The 20,627-nt window shown below is 41.0% G+C and carries 16 protein-coding genes; 5 read left to right on the top strand and 11 right to left on the bottom strand.

Going from position 1 to position 20,627, the window contains the following annotated elements:
- Positions 1-122: 122 nt before the first annotated feature.
- Positions 123-755, bottom strand: a complete 633-nt coding sequence (gene pnuC, locus LV83_RS00555) for a nicotinamide riboside transporter PnuC (protein ID WP_111609575.1) — start codon at positions 753-755, stop codon at positions 123-125.
- A 151-nt stretch (positions 756-906) separates the two neighbouring features.
- Here pnuC and uvrA point away from each other — a divergent pair, with 151 nt between their 5' ends.
- Positions 907-3,723, top strand: coding sequence for an excinuclease ABC subunit UvrA (uvrA, locus tag LV83_RS00560; protein ID WP_111609576.1), 2,817 nt, complete (start codon positions 907-909; stop codon positions 3,721-3,723).
- Positions 3,724-3,854: 131 nt separating this feature from the next.
- Positions 3,855-4,385, top strand: coding sequence for a hypothetical protein (locus tag LV83_RS00565; protein WP_111609577.1), 531 nt, complete (start codon positions 3,855-3,857; stop codon positions 4,383-4,385).
- 227 nt (positions 4,386-4,612) lie between these two features.
- Here the strand turns inward: LV83_RS00565 and LV83_RS00570 are convergent, their stop codons facing one another.
- The 5 genes from LV83_RS00570 to LV83_RS00590 form a co-directional block, all read right to left on the bottom strand.
- Positions 4,613-5,008 (bottom strand): nuclear transport factor 2 family protein, encoded by a 396-nt coding sequence (locus tag LV83_RS00570; protein ID WP_111609578.1) that lies wholly within the window; start codon positions 5,006-5,008, stop codon positions 4,613-4,615.
- A 60-nt stretch (positions 5,009-5,068) separates the two neighbouring features.
- Positions 5,069-5,671, bottom strand: coding sequence for a Crp/Fnr family transcriptional regulator (locus LV83_RS00575; RefSeq protein ID WP_111609579.1), 603 nt, complete (start codon positions 5,669-5,671; stop codon positions 5,069-5,071).
- A gap of 104 nt (positions 5,672-5,775) precedes the next feature.
- On the bottom strand, positions 5,776-6,918 hold the full coding sequence (locus tag LV83_RS00580) for an ATP-binding protein (protein WP_111609580.1): 1,143 nt from the start codon (positions 6,916-6,918) through the stop codon (positions 5,776-5,778).
- Between the two features lie 193 nt (positions 6,919-7,111).
- Positions 7,112-7,423 carry a rhodanese-like domain-containing protein gene (locus LV83_RS00585; RefSeq protein ID WP_111609581.1) on the bottom strand — a complete coding sequence of 104 codons (312 nt, stop codon included), beginning with the start codon at positions 7,421-7,423 and terminating at the stop codon, positions 7,112-7,114.
- Between the two features lie 11 nt (positions 7,424-7,434).
- A complete protein-coding gene (locus LV83_RS00590; protein ID WP_111609582.1) occupies positions 7,435-8,829 on the bottom strand; it encodes an MBL fold metallo-hydrolase in 1,395 nt (464 codons plus the stop codon).
- A 257-nt stretch (positions 8,830-9,086) separates the two neighbouring features.
- Between LV83_RS00590 and LV83_RS00595 the strand changes: the two genes are divergently transcribed.
- Positions 9,087-11,615 carry a M14 family metallopeptidase gene (locus LV83_RS00595; protein WP_111609583.1) on the top strand — a complete coding sequence of 843 codons (2,529 nt, stop codon included), beginning with the start codon at positions 9,087-9,089 and terminating at the stop codon, positions 11,613-11,615.
- Between the two features lie 93 nt (positions 11,616-11,708).
- Here LV83_RS00595 and LV83_RS00600 read toward each other — a convergent pair whose 3' ends face one another.
- Both LV83_RS00600 and LV83_RS00605 read right to left on the bottom strand, forming a co-directional pair.
- Positions 11,709-12,638 carry a hypothetical protein gene (locus LV83_RS00600; protein WP_146613669.1) on the bottom strand — a complete coding sequence of 310 codons (930 nt, stop codon included), beginning with the start codon at positions 12,636-12,638 and terminating at the stop codon, positions 11,709-11,711.
- Positions 12,639-12,870: 232 nt separating this feature from the next.
- Positions 12,871-13,119 carry a hypothetical protein gene (locus LV83_RS00605; protein WP_146613670.1) on the bottom strand — a complete coding sequence of 83 codons (249 nt, stop codon included), beginning with the start codon at positions 13,117-13,119 and terminating at the stop codon, positions 12,871-12,873.
- 732 nt (positions 13,120-13,851) lie between these two features.
- Here LV83_RS00605 and LV83_RS00610 point away from each other — a divergent pair.
- A complete protein-coding gene (locus LV83_RS00610) occupies positions 13,852-15,651 on the top strand; it encodes a M14 family metallopeptidase (protein ID WP_111609586.1) in 1,800 nt (599 codons plus the stop codon).
- 13 nt (positions 15,652-15,664) lie between these two features.
- Here the strand turns inward: LV83_RS00610 and LV83_RS00615 are convergent, their stop codons facing one another.
- The 3 genes from LV83_RS00615 to LV83_RS00625 all read right to left on the bottom strand — a co-directional run bounded on the left by LV83_RS00615 (position 15,665) and on the right by LV83_RS00625 (position 18,205).
- Complete coding sequence (locus LV83_RS00615) at positions 15,665-16,261, bottom strand: YceI family protein (RefSeq protein ID WP_111609587.1); 597 nt, start codon at positions 16,259-16,261, stop codon at positions 15,665-15,667.
- 62 nt (positions 16,262-16,323) lie between these two features.
- Positions 16,324-17,598, bottom strand: coding sequence for a hypothetical protein (locus tag LV83_RS00620; protein WP_111609588.1), 1,275 nt, complete (start codon positions 17,596-17,598; stop codon positions 16,324-16,326).
- A gap of 16 nt (positions 17,599-17,614) precedes the next feature.
- A complete protein-coding gene (locus tag LV83_RS00625; protein WP_146613671.1) occupies positions 17,615-18,205 on the bottom strand; it encodes a YceI family protein in 591 nt (196 codons plus the stop codon).
- 253 nt (positions 18,206-18,458) lie between these two features.
- On the opposite strand from LV83_RS00625, the gene LV83_RS00630 reads away from it, so the two are divergent.
- Positions 18,459-20,618 carry a TonB-dependent receptor gene (locus LV83_RS00630; RefSeq protein ID WP_111609590.1) on the top strand — a complete coding sequence of 720 codons (2,160 nt, stop codon included), beginning with the start codon at positions 18,459-18,461 and terminating at the stop codon, positions 20,616-20,618.
- The last annotated feature ends 9 nt before the right edge of the window (positions 20,619-20,627 follow it).

A 20,627-nucleotide genomic window follows, 5' to 3' on the forward strand; every position in this document is an offset into this window, starting at 1 on the left:
TACTACAGCCCAGCCTAACGAGCTGGGTTAGCAATTATTTAGTTTTCCTTTAGCTCTGAAAGAGTGAAATAGAATACGTTGTCAGGCAGAGCGAAGTCGAAGCCCTATTGAATACGCTTCGTTCAACTCTGCAGCACCGCCTTTTCTTCTTTCCTCCTAGCTGACTTGATCCAGGCAATTAACCCAATAATCGCCAACACTGTGAAGAAAAGATACTGAAATGAGGTCAAAACAAGACCTTTATAGAAGTATAGTGGTACCGCTACCAAGTCGGTAATAATCCAAAATATCCAGTTTTCCACTTTCTTTTTGGCCATCAACCACATCCCAACAAAAGCTGAAGCAGTGGTGAAAGAATCCCAAAACGGCACATCACTATCAGTGAAATTAACTAAGACGAAAACAAGGAGAATGTAGGAAACCACAAATATCCCTAAAGAAATAGCCCAGCCTCTTGCTTTGAGCCAAGTCACGGGTAATTCTTTTTTCCCCTGCTTCGGATGAGTCCAAACATACCAGCCAAAAATTGACATGCTAAAATAATAGGCGTTGATTCCCATGTCTGCATAGAGCTTGTATTGGAGGCAAATCCAAACATAAATTAGCGTGGAAATAATCCCAGTAGGATACACCCAGATATTTTCGCGCATGGAATAAAAGACAGAAGCAATTCCGAAAAACACAGCAATAGCTTCCAGCCAGGTCATTTCTGCGAGCCCTTGGGCAAAGCCGTCTATAAGCCATTGGATATCCATGATGCGAAGAAAAGAATTTTAATTGGAAGTACTTGTCCGACGTAGCGGATTAGAAGATTGGAAGATTATCGCGCTATCCATATCCGACAATTTGCTGCAAGCTTCAAACTTTCCAAGGAGTTCCTCTGTTCCTTTCGTAACTTTGTCCCCTATGACTTTGAGCACTTTGCCTACGAAAACGAAAATCGACGACCTCGATCCCAAAGAATTCATCATCATCAAAAACGCCCGGGTGAATAACCTGAAAAGCCTGAGCGTCGCGATTCCAAGAAATAAATTTGTTGTTGTAACCGGGCTTTCTGGCTCTGGAAAGTCTTCTTTGGCTTTCGATACCCTTTTTGCCGAAGGCCAACGCATGTACGTGGAGAGCTTAAGTTCCTACGCCCGCCAGTTCCTAGGCAGGATGGAAAAACCTGATGTAGAATACATCAAAGGTGTAGCTCCGGCAATCGCCATCCAGCAAAAAGTAAATACTAAAAACCCTCGCTCCACCGTCGGCACAACTACGGAAATCTACGATTACCTGAAGCTACTTTTCTCCCGGATAGGAAAAACGATCTCGCCGATTTCTGGGAAAGAAGTAAAGCATCACACCGTCACGGACATCGTGGATTACATTCAGTCTTTCGACGAGGGATCAAAAGTCATGATTTCCTGTCCTCTTCAGATCGAGCGTGGAAGGAAGATCAACCAAGAGCTGGAATTGCTCTTGCAAAAAGGATATACTAGAATCTTGATCGATGATGAAGCTTATTTTGTGGAAGATTTGCTTCAGGAAAAGAAGATCCCAAAAGGAAAATATGAGATCCTGATCGACCGTGTGGCCGTTCACAAGGAAGACGAAGACAATCAATTCAGAATTGCCGATTCAGTACAAACAGCGCTTTTCGAAGGTCATGGAGATTGTAAAATCACCATCCCGGGACAAGAAACAAAGTCATTTTCTGACCGCTTTGAGCTTGACGGCATGCAGTTCGAAATTCCATCAGTTAATTTTTTCTCTTTCAACAATCCTTTTGGCGCTTGCCGAACCTGCGAGGGTTTTGGAAATGTGCTGGGAATAGATCCAGATTTGGTGATTCCTGAGAAAGACCTTTCGGTTTACGAAGGAGCAATTGCGCCATGGCGTGGGGAATCGTCCAGAAGTTGGGTGGAGCCACTTTTGAAGAAAGGAATCGAATTTGACTTCCCGATTCATCGCGCTTACGAGGATCTGAACGAGAAGGAAAAAGCACTGCTTTGGACTGGAAACAAGTATTTTAAAGGCTTAGACGCTTTTTTCAAAGACCTGGAAACCAAAACCCATAAGATCCAATATCGCGTGATGCTTTCTCGTTTTCGAGGAAGAACGACGTGCCCAGATTGCAAAGGAACTCGCCTGCGCAAAGATGCTTCTTATGTGAAAATCGAAGATAAATCCATTCAGGATATCGTGCTGATGCCGATTGATGAGGCTTTGCCATTTTTCAATAGCCTTGATCTTCCGCCACATCAGGCGAAAATAGCCAACCGATTGCTGAAGGAAATCCAAAGTCGATTGGAATATATGGATCAAGTTGGTTTGGGCTATTTGACATTGAATCGCTTGACTTCTACCCTTTCTGGAGGGGAGTTTCAGCGGATAAAACTGGCGACTTCTTTGGGTTCAGCACTAGTCGGATCCATGTATATTCTGGATGAACCGAGCATAGGCCTGCACCCACGGGATACGGATCGATTGATCGAAGTTTTGAAATCTCTCAGGGATCTTGGCAATACGGTGATCGTGGTAGAGCATGAGGAAAAAGTGATGAAAGCTGCCGATCAAATCATAGATATCGGACCTGATGCGGGAGTTCATGGCGGAGAATTGCTTTTCCAAGGGCCAATAGCTGAACTCATGACTTCGGCTCAAACCCATACTGCCAAGTATTTGCGTGGGGAAGAGCTGATTTTCCAGAAAGACGGTAACCGAAAGTGGAAGGATTCAATTACGGTAAAAGGCGCTAGGGAAAATAACCTTAAGAACATTTCTGTAAAATTCCCGCTTAACACGCTCACCTGCGTAACTGGTGTGTCAGGGTCTGGGAAATCCACTTTGATTAAGAAAGTTCTTTATCCTGCCTTAGGTAAAATGCTTGGAACGGTCATTGACGAAAGTGGAAAGTACGATAAGATTGAAGGTGATTACAAATCCATTTCCCAAGTGGAATTTGTGGATCAAAATCCAATCGGAAAGTCCTCCAGATCAAATCCTGTAACCTATGTGAAAGCTTATGACGCGATTCGTATGCTTTTCTCAGAACAGCCTATTTCCAAGCAGCGAGGCTACAAACCTGCTTTTTTCTCTTTCAACGTAGATGGTGGAAGATGTGAAAACTGTGCTGGCGAAGGAATCACCACTGTAGAAATGCAGTTTATGGCAGATATTCACTTGACCTGTGAATCCTGCAAAGGGAAGCGATTCAAAAATGAGATTCTCGATGTGAAGTATAAAGAGAAAGATATCTCGGACGTGCTGAATATGACCATCGATGAGGCCCTGGATTTCTTCAAAGGAAAAACCCAGATCATCAATAAACTTCAGCCTTTACAGGAAGTTGGGCTTGGCTACATCGGTATGGGACAAAGCTCCAATACACTTTCCGGCGGGGAAGCTCAGCGAGTGAAATTGGCCTCATTCCTCGGAAAAGGCGGAACAAAATCCAGCGATCATATCTTATTTATCTTCGATGAACCGACAACTGGTCTCCACTTCCACGACATCAAAAAACTTCTCCACTCCATCAATGCGCTGATCGATCAAGGTCATTCGGTGATCATCATCGAGCACAATACCGAAGTGATTAAATCTGCCGATTGGGTAATTGATCTCGGTCCAGAAGGCGGAAATAAAGGAGGATATCTGACTTTCGAAGGAACTCCAGAGGATATGATGAAAGAAGAGGAGAATTATACTGCGAAGTATTTGAGGGAGGCTTTTGTGTAGCTTTTAGCGTGCAGGAAGCATTTTCATTCCACTTCTTAATTCTCCTTAAATCAAGCGGATGTATTTTATAAGCACCTGCTTAATGGATATATTAGTTCAGATGTTTTGTTTATCCTAATCTTGAAGCCATCATGATATATCGCATCCTACTGCTATTTTCCCTTTCAGTGTTCCCACTAATTTCTTTTGCCCAAGAAAGGGTCGTGGTAACAGATCCCGAAATTAAATTCAGCTATATTTTGCCTGATGGTTGGGAGGTCAATGACGACGGCTACGATTATAGGATTACAGCTAAAAGCCTAGAAAATGCTGTCATGTCCATAACGTATTTAGAGGGCGCTCAGGGAACAGAAAATTTTGAATCTGTTGGTGGAAATCAATCCTTACAAGAAGATTTCCTTTTTGAAATTCAGTACATATTACCTGAGGAATTTCCAAATTTAAAAGCGGAGGAAAATGGAACCACGACAATAGACGAAACTCAAGCTAGGTGGGTAAAATTCTCCTATGGCACAAATGGAGATAAAACGGGCATTTTTTACATGTACCAAAAACTCAATCAAACCTTCAAAATAACCGCAACCTCACGTTCGGGACAATTCGAAAAAGCGAAGCCTATTTTCACTTCGGTGGTCAATTCTTTCAAAGCAGAAATGAGATAGTCGTTAGGTGGCATAAAGTTCATTCGAAACTCATTATCCAGAGTTGGGATTATGGTTTTTGAGTGTAAGGAAGTACGCACTACCTGATCAATTATTTTTGGTTAACCTCTTCATCCCAAAGTTATAAAAAGTAAAAGCTTGGTATGAATGCCTAACTTCTATCGTTATACCTTTATCAAGAATGAGGACAGCATGAGGTGTATCCCAAGTAATCACGTTTCTCGATCCTAAGCTTTATTGAAGAAATTATCCACCAAAAACTGCTCTTGAGGGAAATTAAAAACCTCCACGATCTTATTTTCCTCAATCTTCCATAGCAAACAAGACATAACATTGAGAACAGGTGTGCCGGGCGAAGTGCTCCAGTTTCTGTGACAATCGATCACGTAATTATCATTTACTCCCATTACAATCTGCTCAGCTTTAAAGCCGAATTCATTTAATTTCTCTAAATATTCCAATAGTTCAGCTATTCCATTTTTTGTGCCGCTAAAGGGATGTTTCCCAGGAATATGCCACTTGACATTTCCAGCCATTACGCGTTGCATTCCTTCGAAATCAGCAGTTGCATAGGCGTTGAAAAAGCTTTCTACTAATTGGACGTTTGGGTGTTTTTCATTCATTGTTTCTCAGTTAAGTTGCACAAACTTACCGACTCCAAAACCCTGAAAACTTTAACTACATTAAGTATTTCTATTTTTCCTCTTTTCTATCTGATTGAAATATTCAGGTGAAACCCCTAAAAAACTGGCGATCCTCCGCTGGGAAAGCCGATCTTTTAGCCTCACATATTTTTTTCTGAACAACTCATACCGTTCTTCGGCGCTTAATGACAATTGGTTAATGATACGTTCATTGGCTGCCATACTTGCATTTTCGCTAAGTGTCCTGAAATAAATCGCAAAACTTTGGGAACTTCCTAGCAATTCATCTAAAGAAGGTTTTGAGATTTCCAGCACTGTTGAATCCTCTAGTGCTTCTATTTTCATTGCAGAAGGCTTTCTGGTACTGAAACTTTTGAAATCACCTACCCACCAATCTTCATGGGGAAAATTGAGGGTATGTGTTTTACCTGATTCGTCAAGAACTGCAGATTGAAATAAACCCGAACTCACAAAACATTCAACCCGGCAGATATTTCCAGGTTCAAGAAGGACATCTTTCTTTTCCACCTTTCTGATAGAGAAAAAACTGAAAATATGACCTGCTTCAGATTCTTCGAGTTTTACATACTTTTCAATATGATTTCTGAAATTATTAAAATACTCTTCTGATTCTCTTTCCATATAGAAATCTGTTTTCGGTCATCAAGCAAAATTTCCCAGTCGAAATTTATCAACTAGCTTATAAGTCTAATTTTATGACTTAAAAGTCAGATTGAAACCCAAAATCACCCACCCAAAAACTCCTTCAACCCCACCGCTCTAACTTTTTCCGACAGCGGATAACCTGTTTCAATTCTGCAAATCACCAATCCATTCTCAGCTCCGGTATCTTCCATGGTGATCTGAAGTCCTTTGGTGAGCTTGGGCGACAGGGTGTTTTTGATTTCGATAGCAGTTTTCACTACACCATTTTTCACCAAAAGCAGGTCACATTCCGCTCCCTGATGCGTTCGGTAGAAATAGTATTCGTATTCATCACCAAATGTCGAAGCAATCTGCTCGATCACAAATCCTTCCCAAGACGCTCCGATTAAAACTAGATTCTTCAATGCATCCATAGAATCCACACCAGTCAGCGAATGCAGTAAACCTGCATCCCGGATAAAAACCTTCGGCGACTTCACCAGTCGCTTCTTGATATTGTGATGAAATGGCTGTAGCACACGCACCATAAAAGAACCTTCCAAATATTCCAGAAAGCGATTCACCGTCGGTCGCGTGATTCCCAGCGCTCGTGCGAAACTCTCTCCATTCCAAATTCCTCCCTGAGCATTTGCCAGCATCATCCAAAAGCGCTCCACCAAGCGCGGATCAGTACTCAAACCGATTTGCGCCAAGTCTCTTTCCAGATAGGTTTTGATAAAGTTCTGCCGCCATAGCCAGGATTCTCTTTCACTCTTTGCCAAAAAAGACAGCGGGAAACCGCCTCGCATCCAGAGTTTTTCCAACTCATCATCGCCCACTTCCCCCAAGAAAAACGGAGGAAGTTCCAAATAGCCAATTCTACCAGCCAGTGAATCTGCGCTCTTCCGAATCAAATCTGGCGAAGCTGAACCCAAGAGAATAAACCTTCCCGGCTCGCGCTGCTCATCGATCAGACTTCGCAGCTCGGCAAACAACTCCGGCATTAGCTGAATCTCATCCAAGATCACCGTCTTATCCGCATTCCCTTTCAGGAAAAGTTCTGCGTCTTTCAGCTTAGCACGATCAGAGGCTTTTTCCAAGTCGATGTAAATGCTTTCTTTATCTAAAGTGAGATTTTTGACAAGCGTAGTTTTCCCTACCTGTCGCGGCCCAAGGAGCCCAATAGCAGGGAAAATCGAGAGATATTCCTGAAGTAATGGAAGAATTAGCCTGTCTTTTACCATGAAAATCGAAAGTTTGATTTACGGATTTCATGGTAAAATAAACGATATTTACCTGTAAAAACAAGTAAGTACTACTTAGGAATTAAATATTTTACCATGAAAATCGAAAGTTTAATTTACGATTTTCATGGTAAATTCTAAAAATAAATAAGGAGAGTCAAGCGACTCTCCTTTTTAAATAGGTCAATCTTCTTTAACCTACTAACTGATTGACATTGCTCCATGTACCGCCGTTGATGACGTTCTGAAAACCGTTTTGCTCCAAGATGCTCTTCGCTTGTCCGCTTCGATTACCAGATCTGCAGAATACTACAATGTTTTTCTTTCCCTTGAATTTGGATAGTTGACTACCAATTTTGTCCAGAGGGATATTCACTGCTCCTTTGACAGACCCTGAGGCAAACTCGCCCGGCATTCTTACGTCAACAAGAAATGCACCTTCCTGAATTGCCTCGGTGATTTTGCTATTATCCTTGGCTCCGAATATTGATGATAAAAACCCCATAATTGTGTTGTTTAATTTTTAACTACTTCATTACCTTTCTCTAACCATTCTTTCATTCCTCCAGAATAATTCTTCACCTCGTCAAAGCCATTTTTTCTCAATAGAGAATAGGCGATAGAAGCCCTATCTCCACTTTGACAGTGAATGACTACCTGCTTGTCTTTGCTGATTTTATCGAGATTATCCTGCAAGGTGCCTACGAAAGCATGGTCGGCTCCTTTGACATGCCCCGCATTATACTCCGTAGTATTTCTTACGTCCACCACCTGCACATTTTCTTTCCCTATCAAGGATTTGAATTCTTGGATATCTATCACATCAGCAGTCTGAAGTTCAAGACCTAGCTCATCGACATTTTCCACAAAGCCGTAGATATTGTCTAGTCCTATGCGCATCAATTTGCGCGTAAGATCTTCCATCTGAGGTTCTTCAGCCACCAGGATAAATTGCTCTTGGTAATTGAGTAACCAACCTGCCCAAGTCGAAAAGGAATTGTTACCCTGAATATTGATGCTGTTTGGTAAGAAACCTTTAGCGAAATCAACTTTATTTCTGGTGTCAATTACCTTCAGCCCATCATTTTGAGCCTTGAGAAATTGATCCTTACTTAATTTGGTTTGCTTTGGCACTTCTACTAGCAGGGGTCTTTTCACCTTATTCAAATGCTTCATCATCGCAAAGTACTTAGGAGGCTCAGGTTGACCGTCTAGCAAATAATCTACAAACCCCTCTTCGTCAGAAGCATATTGAAGTGCCCAGTTACGAATTTTCTCATAGCCAACTGTGGAGCTAGGAACGGCTCCCAACGCTTTCCCGCAAGCCGAACCTGCTCCATGCCCAGGCCATACTTGAATGTATTCTGGGAGTTCAGAAAATCGCTGAATAGACTCATACATTTGCTTGGCTCCCTGCTCTTGAGTGCCCGCTATTCCTGCTGCTTTCTCTAGTAAATCCGGTCTTCCTACATCCCCTACAAAAACAAAATCCCCTGTGAAAATCATCACTGGTTTGTCTGTGGCGGGATGATCTGTCAGTAGAAAAGAAATACTCTCAGGCGTATGTCCTGGCGTATGCAGCACTTCCAAGCTTAAGTTTCCTACCTTAATTTTATCTCCATGAAGAAGGCCTTCATGTTCAAATTCATATTGCCATTCTTTAGGACCTTCATCCGACAAGTACATTGTGGCACCAGTCACAGCAGCAAGTTCTCGAGAACCGCTCAAAAAATCTGCATGAATATGTGTCTCCGCGATGTGCGTGATCTGCATGTTATTTTGCTTGGCAATCTCCAAATAAACATCCATGTCACGCTGTGCATCGATCACGATGGCCACACCTTTTGCCTGGCAGCCAATGAAGTAGCTTCCTTGGGCTAGAGATTTGTCATAAACGTGTTGAAAGTACATAAGTATAGTTTTTACTGTTGGTAATTCGTTTTGATAATATAAAGTACGCACATGTCATTGCCACGTTCTGAGACTTTTGTCACACTTGAAATAATAGAAGTGAAAATGAACCCTAGAAAGCTATTCATATATGAGTTTCCTTTTTAAAGTAAAGGGTAGCATGAGTACTTATGAAGACTTTTGAAGCTTTATGTAATCGGTGCTAAGGCAATTCACAAAACATCTTAACTTTCAGGTGAAAAAAAAACCACTTTCATATGAAGAAACTATTACTCCTATCATTATTCGTTTTTTCTATCACCATCTGCACCTGGGCTCAGATCCAGACACCCGAACAATTTTTAGGCTACAAGCCTGGAGATCGATTCACTCCTCATCACCGCATGGTAGATTACTTCGAATATGTGGCCGCGAGTAATCCCAATGTTAAACTTATCCAATATGGAGAGACGAATGAAAAACGCCCACTAATCGTAGCGATCCTTTCTAGTTCGGAAAACATGGCCAATCTTGAGCAAATACGCACAGATAACTTGAAAAGAACAGGCATGCTGGCAGGTGAACCATCCACTTCTGTTCCGATCAACTGGATGTCTTTCAATGTTCATGGAAATGAATCTGTGGGTATGGAAGCTGCGATTTCTTCATTCTACACATTGGCAAACCCTGACAATGCTAAATCTCAAGAATGGTTGAAAAACCAAGTAGTCATCATCGACCCATGTATCAATCCTGATGGTAGAGATCGCTATTCGAACTGGTACAACCAGAAAATGAATACCACCCTTCAGCCGGATTTACAATCAGTAGAGCATAATGAGCCTTGGCCAGGCGGACGAGCAAATCACTATTTATTTGATTTGAATAGGGACTGGGCATGGCAAGTTCAAGTAGAATCTCAGGCTAGAATGAAGCTATACAATCAGTGGATGCCTCAGCTTCATCTTGATTTTCATGAGCAGGGCATCAACAATCCATTTTACATGGCTCCAGCAGCTGAGCCTCTTCACGAGCAATTGACTGAATGGCAGCATGAGTTTCAGGATACTTTTGGTAGAAATACTGCCAAATATTTTGATGAGGCTGGAAGATTTTACTTCACAAAAGAGCGTTTCGATTTACTTTATCCATCCTATGGTGATTCCTACCCGATGTTTAATGGAGCTATCGGAATGACTATCGAGCAAGGTGGTGGCGGTCAAGCTGGAGTTGGAGGATTTGATGCTGTAGGAGACACGGTGACATTGAGCTACAGAATTCAAGGCCACTATACCGCAGCGATGTCGGCTGCAGAAGTAACCAGCAAAAACGCTGAAAAATTGCTTTCAGAATTTGAGAAGTTTTTCGATGAAAACTCTTCTTCCCCAAAAGGCCACTACAAAAGCTTTGTGATCAAAGGAGAAAGCAATCCAGCGCAAATAGCCAAGTTGCTTGAACTCTTGGATAAAAATAAGATTGCTTATGGAAAAGCTGGGGAAAAATCAGGCCTCAAAGGTTTCTCTTATACGTCTGGGAAAAGCGAATCTTTCTCCACAAGCGAGGAGGATATTATCATTAATGCCTACCAGCCTAAGTCGGTGTTGACGCAGGTTCTTTTTGAGCCAAATCCTATCCTGAACGACAGCATCACCTATGACATCACGAGTTGGTCCATGCCTTATGCCTATGGTCTTGAAGCATACGCACTGGAAACTAGAGTGAACGCAGCTGAGGAATATGAGAAGCCAGCTTTTACAGCAAATACTGCCGGCAAAACGCCTGTGGCATACGTTGCTTCTTGGGAAGGGACGAGAGATGCCGCTTTCCTTTCTGCTCTTTTGACGGCTGATATTCGCGTGAAATACAATGAATTTCCTTTTGAAGTAGAAGGGAAAAGCTTTCCTGCAGGATCATTGATGATCACCAAAGGCGGGAATGAATATGTTCCGAATTTTGATCAGAAAGTCGTAGAAATCGCTAATAAATTTGGCGTATCACTGGCTACCACAATGAGTGGCTATGTGGATAAAGGCAAAGACTTTGGCTCACCGAATATCCGGGTCATCCAAGCACCGAAGGTAGCTTTGATCGGTGGGGAAGGAACCAATTCTCTGAATTATGGAGCGATCTGGCACTTCTTCGAAAAAGACTTGAACTATCCACTAGTGCATTTGGAGCTTGATAATATGGGTCGCTATGACCTAAGCAAATACACTGTACTCATAATGCCATCCATGCGAGGAGGATTAAGTAAATCAGCTGAGGAAAATGTAATGGAGTGGGTTCGAGGAGGTGGAAAATTAATCGCAATTGATGGTGCTTTGAGTCTTTTTGCAAACAAGGAAGGTTTTAACCTGAAGACATTCGAAAACGAGGACGAGAAAAAAGCCTCTGAAAAGAAAAGAGATTCCCTCGCAAAAGCTGAGCGCCTGACTCCTTACCAAGAAGCTGAGCGCGTTGCAATTTCAGGCGGAGCAGCAGGAGCAATTTATCAGATCACGATGGACGAGACTCATCCACTAGGATATGGTACTGGCGGAACTTACTATACGCTAAAAAACAATTCCAGCAAATATGCCTTCCTCAGTAATGGATCAAACGCAGGAATAATCGCAAATAACGACGCTTATAGAACTGGCTACATCGGCTTCAAAATCAAATCGACCATGGGTGAATCTCTTGCAATAGGCGTAGAGAATGCCGGACGTGGAGAAATCGTTTACTTCGTGGATGATCCGATCTTTAGAGGCTTCTGGGAATCAGGCAAACTAGTGTTGAGTAATGCGATCTTCATGGTAGGACAGTAAGAGAGATATTAGTATCAAGACAAAAGTATCAAGACCGGCAGCTGAGAAGTGGCCGGTTTTTTTAATTTTAAAAGAACATTTAGAAATTCATAACTATTTCAATTGATAAACATAAAATTTCCGAAAGGTATCTTGGTTTTCGTCCTCTCTGATCGAAATTCCACCCACAATTAATCTATCATCCTGAAACACAAAATTCCTAGCGATAGGCATTTCGTAATAGTTGATTGAACTGTCTTTTGGGTCAAATTCTATCATAGTAACTCCACGAAGATTTTGATTAATTATATCAAACAAGGGTAACTCCCGAGCATTTTCATCTTTTAAATGAGAAACTAGACGATATACTTTGCCATTATGAACTTTGGAGAACTCGTAGTTTTTTTCCTTGGTTAGATATTCAATACTTTCCGCTCTATCTGGCACATGATCATAAAAATTGTTTTTGTGTCCAGTTTCAATTCCACAATAAAAAGTCACAATAGATTTATCCTCATACTTATAAAGGTACAGACTATCAGAAAAGGGAAAATTAATTATCGCCGTTTCATTATCATAATTCGAAATTTGCCCTCCTGTTAGATTCGAGGGTAAAAATTTCCCAATGAGGCTCTTAGGGTATTCAATACTATCTGAAAACCTTTGCTCAACCAATTCATATTTTTGAAAAGGAATTACTTTTTCAAAATAGTCTTGATCGTCGTAACGAGTATCGTTTATAGTTGGGAGAATCATTTCCCCATTTCTGTAGAAAATATCTGAGTAAAAACCGCTAATGTAGAACCTAGAAAAGTCCCTACTATTATAACTGTACTCCTTTAGTATTTCCCCAAAGGAATTATATAAATAGAAATGATCCTTTAAAGCGGGAAAAACATAAATAGAATCTTCCGCTTTATAAGAAATAAATAGATCTGGCGCATTAAAACCATCTGGCCCTTCTCTTGGAATATGGATTGGCTCTAAATATGCACCTTGCTCCAAATCCAACCTTAAGATTAGAAGGTCTTGCCTTCTATCCATCCCATAATCAATAAGAAGACTTTGCGATGAATCACTAAATGCTTGCCACTTCGAATTCTCAATATATTCAAGTGGCAATTTTACTTCAATACTGTCTATTAATTCCAGGTCAGTATATTCAAAGATGTCAGAATCTATCCTTGAAGAACAGCTTATTGAACTAACGGTAAGAGCCAAAATAAATTGATGGCTCTTACCTTTTACAAAATCACAAAAACTCACGAATGGATATCTAGATCAAGGAGAACAATTTCTCATAAGCGGAGAAGTCTATTCGAGAAGCACTCCCTGGAGTAGTGCAATCATCTCCAATTTTACTCTCGCAATGAGTGACTACATACGTTCTCCCGTCCATACGGTCAAGACTAACTTCTGATTTATAATCCCATCCTGTGGCCATATAAGCGTAAGAATTAATAGAGCCAAACGAAATAATACCAACCAACAGGCACGAAAATGTAAATACAAATTTCTTTTTCATAACAATCAAATTTAAAATAGTGAAATAATAACAATGTCTAAAAATGGCCATTAGAGACGCATAAGTTTATGTAAAAAAAAAAAAACTTGCAAGTTCTTAGTTCAAAAATAATCACTTTAGTTTGAGTTAAACGTAAGCAAACATACTAACTCGTTAATTATAAGATAGATTAATTTGAGATCAAATATGACCAAAGCCTCTCGGAAACAGATTTTAGTATCTAGACTTAAGTATCAAGACCGGCTGCCGGGTGTAGTCGGTTTTTTAATTTTAACCTTTAATCATGCAAAGAGAGACGAATAATCTAGACCTCTTACTATTCCAGAAGCAGTCCTTGAATTACTGATGCATTTCTAGCACCAATTATTAATTTATCATTTTGCACAATTGAATGTGCATTTTTTTTGTGTTTTTGCACAAATGAATGTGCAATATGGAAGAGTTACTTGAGAGGTATGATCAGGCTATCTATGCGACTAGATACATTAAAATAAACAAGGCTCAAAAAGAATTGGTGAAGTTGACTTAGTCCTGAATTCCTTGAATGATAATTCCGTATCGAAAAAATATCACCAATCTCCAGGAAAACCTATTGCATAAACTTATTTCCTATAACCTAGTCTTTCCATAAGTCTGCCCTTTTTTGCATTCAAATGCTCTTTTGGCAGTTTAACCCAAATTGCTGCAATTCTACCGCAGGACTTGCGATATTTAAGCAAACAATCACCACACATGAAATTACTTCAGTCTCTCCTTCTGACACTACTACTTTTCACCATACCTACACTCATTTTTGCCCAAGATATTATGCCTCCTACAATTCCATGGAGCGGAAAAAGCAAATCGTTGCTTGTGGATAAGTCTAGCCTATGGGTCACTCCTTTCGAACTTTCGGATGGATTAGAATCACCTACTTACAACCAAACGATGGATTGGATAAAGAAATTGGTGGCTGATTCTGAGTACCTCGAACTAGTCACAGCGGGAATAAGTGAGCAAGGGAGGCCGATCCAAATGGTGATTGCATCTCTGGATCAGGACTTTTCTGCAAAGGGGTTATCCACATCAAAAAAACCGCTGATTTTATTCCAAGCAGGTATCCATGCAGGGGAAATAGATGGGAAGGATGCCGGAATGATGTTACTCAGGGATATTAGCCAAGGAAGTAAATTGTCCCTTTTGGAGCAATCAAACCTACTTTTTATCCCAATTCTAAACGTAGACGGCCATGAGCGAAGAAGCGAATATGGCAGAGTAAATCAGCGTGGGCCTAAAGAAATGGGTTGGAGAACGAATGCTGTCAACCTAAATCTTAATAGGGATTACACCAAACTTGAGACCGCAGGAATTCAAGCGGTAACAGAAGTTATCAACAGCTATGATCCCGATCTTTACATAGACATTCATGTCACCGATGGGGCAGACTATCAGTACGACATCACCTATGGCTATGTAGCGACGGGCGGCTATTCACCTGAAATTTCCAACTGGCTATCCACCCACTTTCAGCCTGAGGTAGACCAAGCGTTAAAGGACAATGGACACATTCCAGGACCACTTTTGTTTGCTGCCAATGGAAATGATTTTTCAGCTGGCAACGTGGCTTTTTCTTTTAGTCCACGTTTCTCACATACCTATGGCGACATCAAGCACATTCCTTCTATTCTGATCGAAAACCACTCACTGAAGCCTTTTGAACAACGTGTTCTTGGCACCTATGTGTTCTTGGAGCAAGCGATTAAATCTGTCGGGAATCATTTTGAAACGCTGCAAAAAGCAGTGGCTGCTGATTCCAATCAACCGAAAGAATCTATTCCTGTCAAATTCAAATTCCGTGAAATCGCAGCTGACTCCATGGAGTTCCTCGGAGTAGCTTCTTCAAAAGTAAAGTCCGAAATAACAGGAGCAGAGTATGTGAAGTGGGAAGGAAAACCAATTACCCAGTCCGTTCCGAGCATTTTCATGGATGTGCCCGAACTTTCTGTTTCAGTTCCAAAAGCCTACTGGGTGCCCGTAGAATGGACAGAAGTCATCACAAAGCTGAAGCAACATGGTATCCAAATGGAAACGTTGAGTGAAGCAAAAGAATTACGTGTTGAGTTATCCACAGTCACAAGCTATTCCATGGGAAACCAGCCTTATGAAGGATTGATGCGGGTTCAGCGATTTGAGCTTGACAAAACGTACAGAACAATGACACTGAATCCCGGTTCCGTAAGAGTAGGTACAGGTCAAGCACTGGGTGAACTTGCAGTAATTTTACTGGAGCCAGAATCAGTGGACAGTTTTTTCCAATGGGGATATTTCAATTCGATTTTCTCTCAAACAGAATACATGGAAACATACATCATGGAGCCTTTGATTGCTAAAATGCTGTCTGAGGATGCTGATTTGAAAAAACGATTTGAGGAAGAAAAAGCTACGAATCTTGAGTTCGCAAAATCTCCAAGGCAAGTATATCGCTGGTTTTACGAGCAAACGCCTTACTTCGATCAAAACTGGAAAGTGATTCCTGTGGGGAGGGAGTGGTAAATATGAACAGATTCTAATTCTGCTTTTCAAGTACCAATGAAAAATTTACCATAACCGAATCCTGTACTTTAACTGTACCTAAAAACTTCACTGGTGCTTCAATATTAAAATCGGATAAGAGGATTTTTCTCTCTCCTGAAAACAAAGCAGTATCTCCATCTTTGGCTAGGAACACACATGAAATTGGATACTGTTTTGAAATACCAACTAGGGTGATCTCTACTTTTCCTGTGAGATTTGACTGGTTAGCAGTCTCAGATCCTTTGGTCAAGCTGAGAAATTTGACTTTGATAGTAGGATATTGATCTACTTCTATAGTCTTTTTGAAATCCCTAGTCAACAGAGAGTTATTACAGTCAAAGTTTGTACTCGTAATTAATACTTCTCCATTCCATTGCCCTACTTCTCCATGATTTGCAGTTATCCGTTGCGTCAAATACTCAGCTCCTGAGTTACTATAATTTTCGCATTGAAATTTTGAAACATTGGTGGTTCCCAAAATTTCCAACAAACTATCCGAGGTAATTTTCCAATTAATCACCTCTTCCTTTGGCGTAACAAGTGAAATAAAAACCAAATTGAAAATCAAAATAAGCTGTTGAATTGTCATGGCTTTTAAATAATGAAGCCAATTCTCCCAATTAAGGTAAGAATTGGCTTTATGTTATTGGATTAGAAACTGATCGCTGCTTCGATATTCACTCCATCGAACTTCGCGCCGTTGTAAATACTAGTAGCAGCATAACCATTCTTATATTCTTGGTTCATGTACTCCAGCTTGACAATCACATTTTTTGTCATAAACCATCCTCCGCCAATATTTAATCGGCTGATTTCTATTTCGGAAGTATCTGATTCCCTGTTTTTCCCTCTGACGGTATTATATCTGCCTCCGATATAAAACTGCTCAGTTCCTCCGAAACGGTAAAGAAGTTCACCGGATAATTGGGTGAAATTACCGTCGCCCTGCTCTTCAGAATTACTTACAGATTCTACAATCCCAAAGAACTCCAGCCCCTTATATTTAAGAAATGGATTTATCTGGAAAGCAGTCATTTGCTTGAATCGAGGATTGAATCTTCCTTCAAAATCATTTGCAGTTCCCTCCAAAGGTTGTAAAATACCATAATAACGTCCTCCTGCTCTGTCACCACCATATAGCCAAGTTCCGGTTGTAGTACCGTTATTCAGATACCAAGATCCTGTAAGTCTAAACCTAAAATCATCAGTCATTTGCTTATCCACACCTAGCTTTCCGTAAAAGGACAATTTGTTATCTGTATTGTCATTTACTATTACGTTCTGGTTCAGTTTGCCATTGGAAAGTCCAACGACAGCAATCAATGCGTCTTTTTGAACTGTCACTTCCCCAAATGCTTCAGTGGAAAAGGAATCCATGATGTAATTTCCTATGAATGGGTTGTAAATCACTCGGGCATTATCGGACCGACGGAAGTGAGCATCGCCGTAATTAAACTCATCCAGTCCAAACGTGATTGTAGTATAATCCATGACCCCATCAAGAAACCCTTCCTTGATAAATCCCAGTCGATCAATTTGAAGATAGCCTCCTTTGACCCAAGCTTCATTGTGATGTTTGGAAGAAAGGTAAGTTCTCAGATGCAATCTCAATCCGTCAGCAAGCTGTGTGTTGATGTTCAGGTTGGCAGAAGGCAAATTGAAATTTGAGCCCAATTCTACTAGGTTATTCAATGAATTGGAATGATTGATAGATTGGAACTGCAATGCAAAGTCTCCACCTACAAAAACACGAACCTTTTCAAAATCGCCTCCTTTTTCTTTTGGAGCCTCAAACACATTTAAGCCATCCTTGCTGTTTTGGCGAAAATACTGAAGTTCTGTTTTCTCTTGAGCGAAAGTAAGACTACTTGTAGACATCATACAAACAAGAGTACTACTCACTAATGTGATAAGCGTTAATTTCATAATGGCTTAGTTTAGATTAATTTTTTGGTGAAAAACTCGCTTCGAAAGCTAGTTTCAATTCATTCCCGGTTTTTATTGTACCAAATACAGCTGTAGGTGCTTCCAGATTAAACTCACTAAAAAGAACCGGGTGCGATCCTTTAAACTTGATGACATTTCCGTTGGTAGATCCGTTGGTAGAATATGTCACCTCAAGTGGAATAATACGGGATGTACCGGCGATAGTAAGTTTCCCTTTCGCTTTAACGATGTTTCCGCTAATCGCTAGGCACTCGGTCATTTCAAATTTGATAGCAGGATATTTTTCACTGGTTAGTGCCTCATAGGCATTTTTATCCATGGCACTTTTACCACTTTTAAGGCTTTTCACCGGAAGCTCGATTGCCAGAGAAGTTAGTTTGGAAAGTTTCCCATTTTCAATAGTCATTTTGGCTGATCCTGAGCTACCCACTTTAGCTATCATCTCCCAATCGTGTATCGTGGAAGTACCTGCTACTATGAATTCTTGGGCTCCAGTCAGCTGAAAAGATTGCTGCGCAAAGCTTGGAAACCAGGTCAGGAGTGCTAGTGACAGTATCAGGCAATGGGTGAAGAGATACCTTTTCATTTCGACTATATAGTTGGTTAGTACTAGTATTACTAGCACAAAAGTAGGCAGCGACTCAGGGGTGAATAGTGAGAAGAGTTTCTTTAAAACCTGATTTAAGTCACACTTATTCTACTCATTGATGTGTAGCTAAAAAAGAGCTAATGGTTCGTTAACCTGTTTCTACACTTCAGTCACCAATTTCTACACTTCAGTCAGCTTTAATTTTTTCAAAGAGGCATGTCATGCACTTTTGATTCAAATCTTAATCGAAATGAATCTACGACTGCTACTTTTTATTACTCTTCTACTTTTACAGACACAAGCTTTTGCGCAAGCTACAGTCCAAGGAAAAGTGCTGGATGAAAAAGGCCTGCCACTTCCTGGAGCAAATATTCAGATCAAGGGAAGCTACGATGGTACGACGAGCGAAGCCGATGGTAGCTTCCAATTTGAGACTGAAAATGAAGGTTCTCATGTGTTAGTCTTTAAGTTTCTAGGCTTCAAAACACAAGAACTCCCAATTACTTTATCCCCAGGTTCAAACGAAATCTTACCGATTAAACTCATCGAAGAAATCACTGAAATGAACTCTGTGACCATCTCAGCTGGTGCTATGGAGGCTTCTGACGAAAGTAAGTCGGTGATCTTGAAGCCACTCGACATCGTAACCACTCCCAGTGCCATGGGCGATATCATGGGCGCTTTCCAAACCCTCCCAGGTACAAGTACTGTCGGAAATGACGGTCGCCTATTTGTCCGCGGTGGTGATGCTAGCGAAGTCGGAATTTATATTGACGGCATGCGCGTAGGTAACGCCTATGGCACCACTGCAGGAAATGTCCCGACCCGCACCCGCTTCAACCCCAATCTATTTAAAGGCACCTTTTTCAGTACGGGAGGCTATTCATCTGAATACGGCCAGGCATTATCTTCTGCCCTAGCATTGAACACCAAAGATCTGTCCGTCAGAAGTCAAGGTGACCTGAGTATCATGAGCATAGGTGGGGGCTATTCTCACACGCTCGCAAATGAAAAACAAAGCATCACCGCCAGCGCCAATTACTTCAATCTTGGTCCTTACCAAGGGCTGATCAAACAAGAAGTTGATTTTGAAGCGGCTCCACATGGCTGGGATTTGGAGCTAGCTGCGCAAAAAAAGGTAGGTAAAAATGGGTTGCTGAAGGTAATGGCAAGAACTGAATCCGGAGGAATGAGTCTCTGGCAACCGCTTCCTGGATCAGAAAATAGGGTCTTGGTAGATCTTAAAAATGATTACAGCTATGCTCAGGCAAACTGGAGAACTATTTTAAAGAAGGATTGGACGGTTTTTGCAGGAATATCCTATTCTAAGAATTTTGACAAAATCAACTACGACAGCTTGCAGGTGGAAAGACAGAATGAACTCCTTCACTTGAAAGCCACTGCCGTCAAAGACTTTTCTGACCGCCTTTCAGCAAAATTTGGCGTAGAACAATTTCTTCATCCTTTTTCTGAAAAACTTATACAAGAGGACTGGACGCGCGGATATTCGGATCGTGAATCCTATCTATTTACTGAATGGGACTATTATTTGAACAAGGACCTGGTTTTTCGTGCAGGCTTGCGTGGAGGAAGAAGTTCCGTATCTGAGGAGAAATGGCTGGACCCGAGGTTTTCCGTAGCTTATCAGCTTCACGAGCAAGGGCAACTATCAGTTGCAGCTGGAAATTTCCATCAATTACCAATTGAAAACTACCGAGTGTTGAACATGGATCTTCAAAATACGGCTTCTCAGCACTTGATTCTAAACTATCTCTTCTCCAAAGAGGGATTTACCTTCAGAGCTGAAACTTTCTACAAATCATACGATCAGCTGGTGACTTTTGAGGGATTACCAGAAAGCCCAGAAGGGCTGAAAAATGGTGGCTCAGGGTACGCGAGGGGAATAGATTTCTTTTTCAGAGATCGGGAGACCTTCAAAAACACAGATTATTGGATCACCTACAGCTTTGTAGATAGCAAAAGAAGTTTCAATCAATTCCAAACCGAAGTGCAACCGAGTTTTGCACCAAAACATAATCTCTCAGTCGTTGTCAAGCACTTCATCGCACCACTCAAATCCCAAATCGGAGCATCATTCATTTTCAATGACGGCTATAGTTACACAAATCCAAACTTGGACAATGCAGAAATGAATGCTAAAACAAAAAGCTTTCAAAATCTCAGCCTTTCCTGGAGCTACCTTCCAAAACCAAACCTGATCATTCACCTGGCATGTAGCAATGTGCTGGGTAGAGACAATGTATTTGGCTATACATACAGTCCAAAAACGAATTCCCAAGGAGTATTTGAATCCATTCCTCAGGGTCAAGTAGCCCCTAGATTTCTATTTTTAGGAATCTTTCTTACCCTTTCCAAAGACAAAACAGCAAATAATTTAAACAACCTTTAACTATCAGAA

The organism is Algoriphagus yeomjeoni (assembly GCF_003259505.1).
Lineage (GTDB): Bacteria > Bacteroidota > Bacteroidia > Cytophagales > Cyclobacteriaceae > Algoriphagus > Algoriphagus yeomjeoni.